11 protein-coding genes are annotated in these 12,246 nt (G+C 72.2%); 3 read left to right on the plus strand and 8 right to left on the minus strand.

Going from position 1 to position 12,246, the window contains the following annotated elements; genetic code table 11:
* Positions 1 to 51 precede the first annotated feature (51 nt).
* A complete protein-coding gene (locus ACIBBA_RS22470) occupies positions 52 to 1,878 on the minus strand; it encodes a DUF2079 domain-containing protein (protein ID WP_396699931.1) in 1,827 nt (608 codons plus the stop codon).
* A gap of 207 nt (positions 1,879 to 2,085) precedes the next feature.
* Between ACIBBA_RS22470 and ACIBBA_RS22475 the strand changes: the two genes are divergently transcribed.
* Positions 2,086 to 3,297, plus strand: coding sequence for a PHB depolymerase family esterase (locus tag ACIBBA_RS22475; protein ID WP_396699932.1), 1,212 nt, complete (start codon positions 2,086 to 2,088; stop codon positions 3,295 to 3,297).
* 59 nt (positions 3,298 to 3,356) lie between these two features.
* Here the strand turns inward: ACIBBA_RS22475 and ACIBBA_RS22480 are convergent, their stop codons facing one another.
* The gene (locus tag ACIBBA_RS22480; protein ID WP_396699934.1) at positions 3,357 to 4,256 is read right to left on the minus strand and encodes a TIGR01777 family oxidoreductase; all 900 of its coding nucleotides are present in this window, start codon (positions 4,254 to 4,256) and stop codon (positions 3,357 to 3,359) included.
* A gap of 321 nt (positions 4,257 to 4,577) precedes the next feature.
* Here ACIBBA_RS22480 and ACIBBA_RS22485 point away from each other — a divergent pair, with 321 nt between their 5' ends.
* Positions 4,578 to 5,429 (plus strand): NAD(P)H-binding protein, encoded by an 852-nt coding sequence (locus tag ACIBBA_RS22485; RefSeq protein ID WP_396699935.1) that lies wholly within the window; start codon positions 4,578 to 4,580, stop codon positions 5,427 to 5,429.
* A gap of 101 nt (positions 5,430 to 5,530) precedes the next feature.
* On the opposite strand, the gene ACIBBA_RS22490 is transcribed toward ACIBBA_RS22485, so the two are convergent.
* The 5 genes from ACIBBA_RS22490 to ACIBBA_RS22510 all read right to left on the minus strand — a co-directional run bounded on the left by ACIBBA_RS22490 (position 5,531) and on the right by ACIBBA_RS22510 (position 10,197).
* Entirely contained in the window at positions 5,531 to 6,529 is a 999-nt protein-coding gene (locus tag ACIBBA_RS22490; RefSeq protein WP_396699936.1) for an aldo/keto reductase, read from the minus strand.
* Between the two features lie 196 nt (positions 6,530 to 6,725).
* Entirely contained in the window at positions 6,726 to 8,210 is a 1,485-nt protein-coding gene (locus tag ACIBBA_RS22495) for a hypothetical protein (RefSeq protein WP_396699937.1), read from the minus strand.
* A 20-nt stretch (positions 8,211 to 8,230) separates the two neighbouring features.
* A complete protein-coding gene (locus ACIBBA_RS22500; protein ID WP_396699938.1) occupies positions 8,231 to 8,590 on the minus strand; it encodes a hypothetical protein in 360 nt (119 codons plus the stop codon).
* A gap of 95 nt (positions 8,591 to 8,685) precedes the next feature.
* Positions 8,686 to 9,150 (minus strand): nuclear transport factor 2 family protein, encoded by a 465-nt coding sequence (locus ACIBBA_RS22505; protein WP_396699939.1) that lies wholly within the window; start codon positions 9,148 to 9,150, stop codon positions 8,686 to 8,688.
* Between the two features lie 144 nt (positions 9,151 to 9,294).
* Positions 9,295 to 10,197, minus strand: a complete 903-nt coding sequence (locus ACIBBA_RS22510) for a LysR family transcriptional regulator (RefSeq protein WP_396699941.1) — start codon at positions 10,195 to 10,197, stop codon at positions 9,295 to 9,297.
* A gap of 103 nt (positions 10,198 to 10,300) precedes the next feature.
* Between ACIBBA_RS22510 and ACIBBA_RS22515 the strand changes: the two genes are divergently transcribed.
* On the plus strand, positions 10,301 to 11,140 hold the full coding sequence (locus tag ACIBBA_RS22515; protein ID WP_396699942.1) for an oxidoreductase: 840 nt from the start codon (positions 10,301 to 10,303) through the stop codon (positions 11,138 to 11,140).
* An 81-nt stretch (positions 11,141 to 11,221) separates the two neighbouring features.
* Here the strand turns inward: ACIBBA_RS22515 and ACIBBA_RS22520 are convergent, their stop codons facing one another.
* Entirely contained in the window at positions 11,222 to 12,145 is a 924-nt protein-coding gene (locus tag ACIBBA_RS22520) for an LLM class flavin-dependent oxidoreductase (RefSeq protein WP_396699943.1), read from the minus strand.
* Positions 12,146 to 12,246 lie beyond the last annotated feature (101 nt).

Consider the following 12,246-nt stretch of genomic DNA (forward strand, 5'->3'; position numbering starts at 1 on the left):
AGTCCCGCGACCGGCTTGGATCGCTGGTGAGCCGCCTCACCAGCGGCCCGGTCAGGCCGGCGGGATGCGCCAGAGCCAGACGTCGTCGACCCGCTGCGGCTGGCCGAGCAGCATGGTCGCGGTACGCCGGACCGCCTCCTCGTCGACGTCGAACTTCGCCCCGTGCACCCGGTCCGGGAGGACCACCGCCTCGACCTTCCAGTAGGCCAGGTCGGCGCGGACCTCACGCATGGTCCCGTCGGTGACGATCGGCACCAGCCCGGTCTTGCCGGCCTGGTCCATCAGCGCGCTGAAGGTGCGGGGCACCGGGCCGATCCGGCCCCGCCCGTCCGGGCCGCCGGGGCCGAGGAAGAAGCCGGCCGGGATGCGGAACTCGCCCTGCCGGTGGGCCAGGGCGTACGCCTGCCAGCGCTGGCCGTCCGGATAGATGTCCACGGCCACCGGCACCGGGGTGAGCACCCCGCCCGCGGAGACGTGCTCCCGCCAGGTGCCGGCGGTGATGAACCGCGGGATCGGCTCCCGCTCGTGGGTGAGCAACGGGGTGGGCAGCAGCGGCAGCAGGGCCACCGCGAAGCCGAGCGCCCAGGCCAGCTCGGTCGAGCGGTGCCGCGGCGGCGCGGTGCGCAGCTGGTCCACCGCGTACGCCAGCAGCAGCCCGATCACCGGCGCCACCACCAGGGCCAGCCGGGCGGGCAGCGCGGCGTTCACCACCGGCAGGTGGCCGAGCAGGTCGAACGGCATCGGCACGTCCGTCCGGTCGCCGTCGACCTTGGCCACCGGCCCCCAGGAGAGCACGCTGAAGACGACCGCGATCACGCCCAGCGCCCAGAGCGTGGCGCGGCGGCCCGGGTCGGCGCGCCGCCAGAGCACCACGAAGCAGAGCACCGCGAAGAGCAGCAGCGGCAGCCCGAAGAAGGAGTTCTCCTCGGTCGGGTTGGGTGCCAGCGAGGTGCCCAGCCCGGCCTCGCCGGCCAGCGAGCGACGCGGGTACGCGCCGAACGCGGCGATGTCCTCGGAGTGGATCACCGGATCGAAGCCGGTGCCGTGGAACCGTTGCGGGCCGGCGAAGTGCAGCCAGAGCGGATACGCCAGCAGCGCGCCGGCGACCAGCGCGGTCACCCCGAGCCCGCGCAGGAAGTTGGGCAGGGCGGCCCGCGCCTGCGCCCGGCGGGCGGGGTGCAGCGACCAGACGGCGACGAAGACGCCGAGCGCCAGGGCGGTGAAGAAGAGCCCTTCGGCGGCGATCGAGAAGGCGACCGCGACCAGCAGGCCGAGCACGATGCCGTCCCGCAGCCAGTGCCCCGGTCGGCGCAGCGCGAACAGCCGCCAGATCAGCAGCGGCACCAGCCAACCGGCGGTCCAGTTCAGGTGGGCGTTGGCGTGCGACACCATGCCGGGGGAGTAGGCGATGAAGAGCCCGCCGACGGCGGCGGCCAGTCGACTGCGGACCAGTTGCCGGGAGAACAGCCAGTACCAGGCGACCGCGGTGGCCGCCAGGTTGAGGGTGAGGATCACCAGGAACGTCACCGGCGGCCCGACCAGGTAGGTCAGCGGCGCGAAGACCACCGCGTACACGGTGATCGAGGTGTTCACCGCGAGATTGACCCCGTCCGGGACGTTGATCAGGTAGGTGAAGAAGGGGTTCTCCCCGTGGGTGAGCGCGTTGCCGCCGAAGGCCAGCAGCCACTCGAAGAGCGCCTGGTCGCTGGAGTTGACCGTGACGGTCCGGACGTTCGGGTCGCGCCACAGCCCGCTGGTGACCCAGACGGCCAGCGCGAGCGCGGCCAGCACCACGATCAGGTCGGCGCGGCGGTCCCGGGTGGCGCGTGGGCGGGCGGCGGGCGCGGGCCCGGTGGCCAGGGACGGGGAGGTCGGCACGCAGCGGACGTTACCAACCGGACCTGGACCCGCCGGTCAGACACGGAACCTTCGGGCGGACATCCCGCCGAGCGGAGGCCGAACCGGACACACACCTTCACATCCGTAAATGTGTGAGCGTGGCCCATGTCACACCGCTGACACACCGACGTAACGTCGCGGCAATTCGCAGGTGACCCAGTTCACAATTCGCCCCGGGAGGCCGCCGTGCGCCGCTCCTCATCCCTGCTCACCCGACTGATCGGCGTGGCCGCCGGGCTGGTCCTCGCCGCCGTGGGCGCCGTCGTCGTCGCCGCGCCCGCCCAGGCCGCCAGCCTGACCCAGGTCGCCAGCTTCGGCTCCAACCCCGGCAACCTCGCCATGTACGCCTACCGGCCGGACAACCTGCCGGCCAACGCGCCGGCCGTCGTGCTGCTGCACGGCTGCACCCAGAACGCCTCGGGCTACTTCACCAACTCCGGCTGGCGCAAGTACGCCGACCAGTGGCGGTTCGCGCTGATCGTGGCCGAGCAGAAGTCCGGCAACAACGCCAGCAGCTGCTTCAACTGGTTCGAGACCGGGGACACCGCCCGGGGCCAGGGCGAGGCGCTGTCGATCAAGCAGATGGTCGACCACGCCAAGGCGAACTTCGGGGTGGACGGCTCCCGGGTCTTCGTCAGCGGCCTCTCCGGCGGTGGGGCGATGAGCTCCGTCATGCTCGCCACCTACCCGGACGTCTTCGCGGGCGGCTCGATCATCGCCGGCATCCCGTACCGCTGCGCCACCAGCATGGTCAACGCGTTCAGCTGCATGAACCCGGGCACCGACAAGTCTCCGGCCGCCTGGGGCGACCTGGTCCGCGGCGCGTACTCCGGTTACACCGGGCGGCGGCCCCGGGTGGCCATCTGGCACGGCACCTCGGACACCACGGTCGCCCCGATCAACGCCACCGAGTCGCGCGACCAGTGGACCAACGTGCGCGGCATCTCGCAGAGTCCGACCAGCACCGCCTCGCTGCCCGGCGGCACCAGCCTCGAGGTGTACGGCAACGACGAGGTGCGCCTCTACCGGGTCTCCGGGATGGGCCACGGCACCCCGGTCGACCCGGGCACCGGCGCCGAGCAGTGCGGCAGCACCGCCGCGTACTTCCTGGACACCATCTGCTCGACGTACCGGGACGCGGTCTTCTTCGGCCTGAACGGCGGCGGGACCAACCCGACGCCGACTCCGACCGCCACCCCGACCCCGACGCCGACCCCCACGACGCCGCCGGTCTGCGTGACCGCCAGCAACTACGCGCACGTCAGCGCCGGTCGGGCCCACCAGTCCGGCGGCTACGCCTACGCCAACGGCTCGAACCAGCAGATGGGCCTCTACAACACCTTCTACACGACCGCCCTCAAGCAGACCGGCCCCAACTACTGGGTGATCGGCTGCTGACCCCGCCCCCCGGGGAAGAGGAGGGCCGGTCGTCCCGCTCGGGGGCCGGCCCTCCGCCGTCAGTCGGCCAGGGCGGCTTGCAGGGCGGTGCGGAGATCGGGGTGGCGGTAGGGGAAGCCGGCGCGGGTGAGGGCGCCCGGGAGCACGCGGGAACTGGACAGCGCCTCGGTGGCGAAGCCGCCGAGCACCACCTTCAGCGCCACCGCCGGGATCGGCATGAACGCCGGCCGGTGCAGCTGCCGGGCCAGTTCCCGGGTGAACTCGGCATTGGTCACCGGGGCCGGGCCGACCATGTTCACCGGGCCGGCCAGGTCGTCGGTCTCCAGCAGGAACACCACCGCGTCCAGGAAGTCGGCCATCGACATCCACGGCCACCACTGCCGGCCGCCGCCCAGCTTGCCGGAGACACCCAGCCGCATCGGCAGCAACTGCGGCTTGAGCATCCCGCCGGCGCGGTCCAGCGGCAGGCCGGTGCGCAGCCGGGCCACCCGGACGCCGGCGTCCTCGGCCGGCCGGGTGGCGGCCTCCCACACCCGGCACACGTCGGCGAGGAAACCCTCGCCGGCCGGCGCGTCCTCCTCCACCGCGCGGTCGCCGGTGTCGCCGTACCAGCCGACCGCCGACGAGTTGAGCAGCACCGCCGGCCGGTCCTGCGCCGGCAGGCCGGCGATGGTGATGGCCAGCGTGGTGGTGCTGTCCACCCGGCTGGACCGGATCAGCTGCCGGTACTCGGCGGTCCATCGCCGGTCGCCCACACCCGCGCCGGCCAGGTTGACCACCGCCTCGGCCTGGGCCACCACCGCCGGGTCGAGCTGCGCGGCGGACGGATTCCACTGTCGCTCGTCGGGGGTACGCGGCGGGCGGCGGACCAGCCGGATGACCTGGTGGCCGTCGGCGCTGAGCCGGTCCACCAGCCGGGTGCCGAGGAAGCCGGACGCGCCGGCCATCAGGATCCGCATGCCTCCATCTTCGTGCAGGCCGCCGCCGGCACGCGCGTCGGAGGGCCAATGTCCCGGGAAGCGGGCGACGGCTCGACTTTCTGCCCGGCCGACCCGCCACCTGACGAAAGCCCATGTCACCGGCGGTCACCGGCGCGGAAAAAGGCGGCGTCGGCATATCCGCGCTAGTTGCGTTTTCCCAGCTCAGAGGGAAGGTGAATGCGTTGTTCGCATTTGCCCGCGGCGGTGGAATGAATCAGCATGAGTCAACCGGACGGCGTCCCCTATTGGTGGGGAGGATGTCCCCTGCCCGCCGCCGGGTCGATCCCTGAAGGAGAGACCATGCCGATCCTGGTCACCGGAGCGACCGGAACCGTCGGAGGCAGCCTGGTCCGGCAGTTGGTGACCGCCGGTCACGAGGTGCGGGCGCTGACCCGGGATCCCGCATCCCCGGCGGCGGCCAGCCTGCCCCGCCAGGTGGAGGTGGTGCCGGGCGACTTCGCCACGCCCCGGACGCTGGTTGCGGCGCTGCGGGGAGTGGAGCGGATGCATCTGGTCGCGATGGACGGCTACGGTCCGCTGACGACCGGCCCGGAGATCCTGGAGCTGGCCCGACAGGCCGGCGTACGGCGGATCACCCACCTCGGCCACAACGACCCCAGCCGGGACGACGACGATCCGATCGAGGCGGACCATCGGCCGCTGCACCGGGCCATCGAGAACTCCGGTCTGGAGTGGACGCACCTGTTCCCCGGCGAGTTCATGGCCAACACCTCGGACTGGGCGCAGAGCATCCGGACCGAGGGCGTCGTCCGGGCGCCCTTCGGTGAATGGAGCAGCGCCATGGTCCACGAGGCGGACATCGCCGCGGTCGCCCTCGTCGCGTTGACCGAGGACGGCCATGCCGGGCGGACGTACTGGCCCACCGGCCCGGAGCCGGTCCGCCGCCGCGACGCGGTCCGGATGATCGGCGAGGCAATCGGCCGGGAGGTCCGGTTCGACGAGCTGACCCCGGAGCAGGCCCGCGAGCACTGGCAGGGCTGGTATCCCGAGGAGGTCATCGAGTGGTTCCTCGCGATGGGGGAGCACCTCGACGGCAACGCCTGGGTGGCTCCCGACGTCGAGGAGGTCACCGGCCGTCCCGGGCGCACGTTCCGGCAGTGGGCCGCCGACCACGCCGACGACTTCCGCTGAGCGGGCGGCCACCGCGGCCCGCTCAGCGGCGAGCGGGCCGCGGCCGCCGCGTCGGGCGCGGCGAGCTCAGCGGTGACCGGGCCGGTCGGCGGCCCGGGCGGTCAGCCGGCGTGCGCCGGGCGCAGGTCGGCCAGCAGCCGTTCGACCTCGGCGAACGCGTCGTCGCCGAGCGGGCCGAGCGCCAGGGTGGCGAAGTTCTCCGCCGCCTGAGCCACCGTGCGACAGCCGGGGATCGGCACCGTCCGTGGGCTGCGGGCCAGCAGCCAGCCGAGTGCGCCCTGGCCGAGGGTACGACCGTCGGCGGTGAGCGCCGCGCGGATCTCCTCGACTCGGGCCGCCCACTGCGGGGTCGGCTTGCCGTCGGTGAACCAGACCAGCCACTCCGGCGCCACCCCGCGCACGTCGTCCGCCCCGACGGCTCGGGTCGAGCCGGTGAGCAGGCCCATCGCCAGCGGGCCCCGGTTGAGGCTGGCCAGGTCGTGGCTGTCGCAGACCGCCAGCACTGCGGCGTTGTCGGCGAGCACCGACAGGTCGTGCTGGATCGCGGCGCAGTGCGGGCCGGCCGCCGCGAAGGCCTCCGCCGAGTCCGGGTTGTCGGTGCTCCAGCCGTACGCCCGGATCTTGCCCTGGGTGACCAGGTCCTCGAGCGTGCCGACCAGGTCGAGCGCGGCGGGCACCTGCAGGTCGTTGATGTGCAGCTGGTAGAGGTCGACGTGGTCGGTGCCGAGCCGGCGCAGGGAGTCCTCCAGGCTCCGCACCGCGTAGGCCGGGCTGGTGTCGGTGCCGAGCGCCCGGCGGGTCGCCTCGTCGGAGCGGTTGCCGAACTTGGTGGCGATCACCACCCGGTCCCGCCGGCCGGCGAGCGCCCGCCCGAGGACCCGCTCGCTGTGCCCCGCGCCGTAGTTGCTGGCCGTGTCGAAGAGGGTGACGCCCGCGTCGAGCGCGGCGTGGATGGTCCGGATCGACTCGGCGTCGTCGACCTCGCCCCAGCCGAACGGCTGCCCGCCGTCGCCCCACAGTGGTCCGCCGATGGCCCAGCAGCCCATGCCGATCGCGCTGACCTCGATGCCGCTGCGGCCCAGTGTCCGTGTCGTCGTCATGCGCCCAGCTTCCCCGTTCGAGTGCGCGCGAAGTCAAGCCGGAACGAACGCCCGTGCCGGGGAGCCAGGGGTACGGTCGGCTGCCGGCCTGATCGGCTGGTCGGGTTGATCGACTCGGGGTCCATGATGTCGGGGTGTCGGCGCTGCGAGATGCCGCGACATCGATGACCTCGAGTCGATCACCGGTGCCGGGTGTTCAGGTGATGGCGCCGGCCGATCCGGCGGTCGTCGGGCGGACCTCGATGACGATCGGGCGCGCGCCCAGGCACTGCGGGGCGAAGTGGGCCACCACGTAGTCCCAGGTCGCCTTGGCCTCGCCGTAGCTGAAGCTCGGTTCGGCCTCCAGGTAGACGTTCAGCAGCCCCCGGGGGATGGCCCAGCCACGCCACCAGCTGTTGGTCTTCGGCGAATACATGATCCGGTCCACCCCGTCGGTGTGGCAGAGCCCGAAGTAGTGGCCGAGTTCGTGGATCGGCACGTACTTCCAGAGCTGGTCCGGGGTGTTGTCGATGAACGTGACGCCGGAGGTGCTCTTGCCGTCCAGCCCGCAGGCGCTGTCGTGCAGGTTGTTCGCGATCCCGCGCAGGCCGTCGGTGTAGCGGAAGACCCCGGCGGCGACCGGATGGCAGAGGTCGGCGGTGGCCCCGGCCGGGTCGGCGGTCTTGTTCCGGCGGCCGAGCACGTCGGTCAGGAAGCCGGTCAGCGCGAGATGGGTGTTCGGCCGGTCGTACCCCGGGTGGACGATGTGGGCGGCGGCGGTGACCGGCCGGGTCTCCTTGTCGAAGTCCAGCATCAGTGACAGCTCGCGCCCCTTCTCGCTGGCGGTCGAGACCTTGGTGTTCAGGGTGCCGTCGCGCATCGGCAGCACGATGAACGGCGGGCCCTGCGCGCCCCGTGAGCTGAGGTAGGTGTCCAGGTCGTCGGCGGAGATCGGGTTGTCGAACTCCCCGCCGCCCCCGCCGCCCAGCACGGTCCCCTTCTTCAGGGTCTTGTAGCGCTTGCGGTTCCAGAAGCCCTCGTCGTACTCGAAGCCGCAGAGCGCCCGCAGGTTGATCGCGCCCTGCTCGTGCAGCACCACCAGGTTCGGCGCGGTGGGGTCCGCGTCGCTCATCGCCTCGGAGTCGAGGACCGTGCGGTACGCGGTGGCGTGCAGGCGAAGCCCGAACGCGCCGTGGTCGAGGCGGATCGCCGCCTTGATGTCGGTCAGTGTGTCGCCGGAGTACTTCGCCTCCAGCAGGCCGCGTACGTAGCGGCGCAGCCGCTCCTTGTTGATCTCTTCGATGATGTATTCGAACGTGTCGCCGAGGAAGATGATCCGGGCCAGCCGGATGAGCCCCAGCACCGCGCCGATCACCATCCGCAGCAGGCCGTCGAGGATCCGCCGCCAGTCGAGCGTCACGATGCCGACGACGACGTCCCACAACCCGCCGACGATATCGACGAGCGCCTCGACGACCACCCCGACCAGCTTGCAGACGGTGCGGATCACCCATTTGCCGACGATCACGACCACCCACCGGATGACCTTCACGAAGTACGTGACGAACCAGCAGACCCAGCCGCGCGGGTCGTACCAGGGGTAGTTCTTGCACTTCTTCTTCTGCCGCTCCTCCCACTCCTCGACGGGTTTGGAGACCTCCTCCTCGACCCATTCGGTGATTTCGGTGCAGACGAGTGCCATGAGAGATCCCCTCCTTCGGCTCAGGAGGCTGAATGCAGGGAGCGCAGTCGCGCGAGCAGGCGCCTCCGGCTCCAGGCCAGGCCGAGGAGCTTGGCGGCGACCGCCGTCGTGAGACAGCCGGCCGCGGCCACGGCGACGGCCCGGCCGCCGCTCGGCCCGTACAGGACGGCCGCGGCCCCGGCGGCGACGAACGCCACCGCCGCCCAGGTGCAGCCGCAGTCGTTGAACAGGTGCCGGATCGCCCTGGCCGCTCGGTCACGCTCGGTGTCATCGAGCCCGGGCATCGTGACGGTGACCCGGTCGAGATGGGGGCGCTGTAGCCACGAGACCAGCGTCTCCGCCCGATCGAGATCAGCTTGGTCGGCGATCTCGATGTTCACGGTGTGTCACCTTTCCACGACACCTCCAATGTGGGCGTGGGGTGTCGTGGCGTCAAGGGACCGATCGGCTGGGCCGTGTGTCGGAAGTGCGGTACTCAGGGCGTCGAGGGCCGGCGGTCAACCCAGTCCGTGATGAGCTGGCGCTCGGCGAAGAGCCAACGATCGCCCTGCCGGACGAAGGTGTCGCGGTACCGGATCGACATGACCATGAGGATGCGCTGCCCGTCCTCGGTCCAGAGGTGGTGCGCCAGGCAGTAGGTCTCCCCGGTGGCCCGGTCGCCGTCGAGATGCACCGTGCTCTGGCCGTTGAAGTGGGTCGTCCGCTCGTAGTTCGCCAGCCCACCGAAGGCGGCCGCCAGCTCGTTCCGACCGGTCAACGCCTGCGTCGGCTCGGTGCTGTCGGGTTCGCCGTCGTACACGGCGACGCGGGCCTCGTCGGTGAAGAGCGCCGCCTGCCCCTCGGCGTCGCGCCGGTCCGCGAGACGGGCGTAGGCGTCGACCAGATCACGGATCGCGAGCCGGTCAGCTGCCTGGGGGGAAAAGGATCGGTGATTGCTCATGGTGATTCCTTGCGGTCTGGGAGGTGAGCCGGTGGCGCAATGCCAGGGACGATACTGGCCCATACAGGTCTAGACCGGCCAACACGGACTACCTGGTGCGCCCACAACCTCCGCCTGTCACCCTTGATCCTCGGCGGGGGAGCCTCAGCCGGCGGCGGTGAGGTCCGTGGTGGCGGCCAACTCGGTCACCACGTCCACCACCCGGCGCAGCGCGGGCGAGCTGTTGCCGGGCAGCCAGACCATCTCGGTCGGGGTGAATTCCCCGGTCAGCGGTACGAACACCACGCCGGTACGACGGAGATTGTGTGCCGAGAAGCCGAGTCGGGTGATCCCGACGCCGGCCGCGACGAGGCCGAGCAGCCCCTGCACGCTGGCGTCTTGGGCGACGATGTCGGGGACGAATCCGGCGGCCCGGAACTTCTCGTCGAACACCCGGTGCCAGGGTTCCCAGGAGCTGCGCGGCGTCATCACCCAACGTTCGTCCGCCAACTCCGACAGGGTCAGTTCGGCGCGTCCGGCGAGTGGATGACCCTCGGGCAGGACGACGCACACCTGTTCGGTGGCGAGCGTCCGGGCGGCCAGGCCGGGGACCTGCGGCGGGCGGGTGAACGCGAGGTCGTAGCGGCCGTCGAACAGGCCCTCGACCAGCGGCCCGATGGTCGTTTCCGCGGTGACGAGTTCCAGGCCGGGGAGCTGTTCCCGGGCGGCCCGGACCACCGGCGGCAGCAGATGGTTCGCGGTGGTGGCCAGGAAGGCGAGGCGGAGCCGGCCGATCTCGCCGTTCACGGCCCGGCGGACCACCGCGACGGCTTCGTCGGCACGGTCGAGCACCGCGCGCGCCTCGGGCAGGAACAGCGCCCCGGTATCGCTCAGTCTGGTGCCCCGGCTGTCCCGGTCGAACAGCCTCGCGCCGAGGATCCGTTCCAGCGCGTTGATCTGCTGGGAGAGCGACTGCTGCGTGATCATCAGCCGGGTGGCGGCCCGGGTGAAGCTCGACTCCTCGGCAACGGCGACGAAGTACCTGAGCTGCCGAAGATCAGGGGTCACAGGCCGAGCCTACCGCCGTGCCAGGCAACCGGTGTTGGCCGTGACCAGCCGCCCGCGGGCAGCATCGTCGCTGTTCACGACGACACGTCACGGGAGCGGGAAGATGCAGGACAACACGCAGGGCCGGGTCTGGTTGATCACCGGTTGCTCCTCCGGCTTCGGCCGGGAACTCGCGCTGGCGGCGGTGGCCGCCGGCGACCGGGTGATGGCCACCGCCCGTAGGCCGGAGAGCCTGGCGGACCTGGTGGAGCAGGGCCGGGGCCGGGTGGACACGGTGGCGCTGGACGTCACCGACCCGGCCTCGATCGACGCCGCGGTGCGGGCCACGCTGGCGCTGCACGGCCGGATCGACGTCCTGGTCAACAACGCCGGTTCGCTGGTCCTCGGCGCGATCGAGGAGGTCACCATGGCGGAGCTGCGCCAGCAGATGGAGGTGGTCTTCTTCGGCGCGGCCGAGGTCACCAAGGCGGTCGTACCGCTGATGCGCGAGCAGGGCAGCGGGACCATCGTGCAGATGAGCTCACTGGGTGGGCAGAAGACGTACCCGGGATTCGGGGCGTACCACGCCGCGAAGTGGGCGTTCGAAGGGCTGTCGGAGACGCTGGCGGCCGAGCTGGCGCCGCTGGGCGTACGGGTGCTGATCGTGGAACCGGGGGCGTTCCGTACCGAGTTCAACACCAACAAGTACGTCACCGAGGCGATGGCGGCGTACCGGGACACCGCCGGGGCCACCCGGAGGTTCACCGACGAGTTGCTGGGTGCGGAGCCGAACGACCCGGCGAAGGGCGCGGCGGCCATCCTGAAGGCGCTGGACAGCGACCGGCCGCCGCTGCGGCTGCTGCTCGGCGGTGACGCGGTGGACGGGCTCCGCGAGCACCACGCCGCCCTGCTGGCCGACGTCGCCGACTGGGAAGAGCTCAGCAGGTCGACCGCGGTCGCCTGAGGCGTTGCGCCCGCTGGTCGGGACCCGGCACGCGAGCGCGACCGCGGAGTCCGCGACGTGCCGGGTCCTTCCGGTGGTCCCTTACGCCGCAGCCATCAGGCGGGGCAGGAAGGCGCCCAGCGGGTCGAGGGCGTCCTTGCGGACGACGTAGCGGGTGACGCCCCAGCGCTTGCGATGCGCGGCGACCGCCGCGACGATCTCGTCCTCCGTGCCGATCAGCACGAACGGGGTGGCGAGCAGTTCGGAAACGGTCAGCCCGGTGTCCTCGGCGGTCTGCGCGGCGGCGGCCTCCGCGTCGTCGGTCACCACGACCTGCTGGACGAGCGCCTCCAGCTCGGGCGGCTCGGCGCGGCCCTCGGCGCCGGCCGCGACCTGGGCGAGCTGCGCCTCGATCTCCGTCTCCCGCCAGCGCACGTCGTGGGCGTAGCCGTCGGGCAGGGTACGGCCCAGCCCGGCCAGCCCGACCACGTCGGCGTTCCTGCCGGCCCAGCGCAGCAGCCGCGAGTTCGCCGCGCCCATGGTCAGCGGGATCCGCCGCTGCACCGGGCGCGGCTTCTCCAGCCGGGCGGCGTGCAGGACCAGCTCGGGGGTGTCGACGGTGACCTCGTCGCCGTCGAGCAGGGCCCGGACCGCCTCGGCCACGGCCACGCAGCGGCGAACCCGACCCGCCACGTCGGGCCGTTCCCGCCCGACCGCCCGCCACTCGGCCGGCGTGTGGCCGGCGCCGATGCCGAGCCGGGCGCGCCCGCCCGAGACCAGGTCGAGGGTGGCCACGTCGGCGGCGAGCAGCATCGGCTCCCGGACACCGGCGTTCGAGACGTACGAGCCGAGGCCGATGGTGCTGGTCACCGCCGCCGCGGCGGCCAGGGCCACGAACGGGGTGGCGACCGCGCCGGGGTGATCGGCGCAGGTCAGGGCGTCGAAGCCGGCCCGCTCGGCGCGCCGGGCAAGGTCGGTCCAGCTGGCGGCGTCGGCCGGGCTGGCCTGGAGGGTGAAGGTGACCATGCGCCCACCCTGCCGGGCGCCGGCCGGGTGGGCCAACCTGCCAGGGCCGATTCTGCTACCGGCAGACCGCCTTCGTGCTGGCGGCGATGGTGACGGCCGCG

It is taken from the genome of Micromonospora sp. NPDC051006, from assembly GCF_044456245.1.
GTDB lineage: Bacteria > Actinomycetota > Actinomycetes > Mycobacteriales > Micromonosporaceae > Micromonospora.